This is a genomic window from Variovorax sp. 10L426, from assembly GCF_056395305.1.
Map to the genome: position 1 here is coordinate 1 of NZ_JBFTJF010000100.1, position 430 is coordinate 430.

Below are 430 nucleotides of genomic sequence, written 5' to 3' on the forward strand. Positions count from 1 at the left end.
CTGCCGATCCTGCTCGACGGCGACACCGGCTACGGCAACTTCAACAATGTGCGCCGTCTGGTGCGCAAGCTCGAGCAGCGCGGCATTGCCGGCGTCTGCATCGAGGACAAGCAGTTCCCGAAGACCAACAGCTTCATCGACGGCGAGCGCCAGCCGCTGGCGGAAATCGACGAATTCTGCGGCAAGATCAAGGCCGGCAAGGACTCGCAGACCGACGACAATTTCTCGATCGTCGCCCGCGTGGAAGCCCTGATCGCCGGCTGGGGCATGGAAGAAGCCCTGCGCCGCGCCGAGGCCTACCGTCAGGCCGGCGCCGACGCCATCCTGATCCACAGCAAGCTGTCCAAGCCGGACGAGATCCTGACCTTCGCGCGCGAATGGGCAGGCCGGGGTCCGCTGGTCATCGTGCCGACGAAGTACTACAGCACGC

The 430-nt window shown here is 65.3% G+C and carries 1 protein-coding gene; it reads left to right on the forward strand.

What is annotated here, in order from left to right:
* Nucleotides 1–430: isocitrate lyase/phosphoenolpyruvate mutase family protein (locus tag AC1DHL_RS29945; protein ID WP_478164360.1), on the forward strand; the 430-nt coding region annotated here is incomplete at both ends.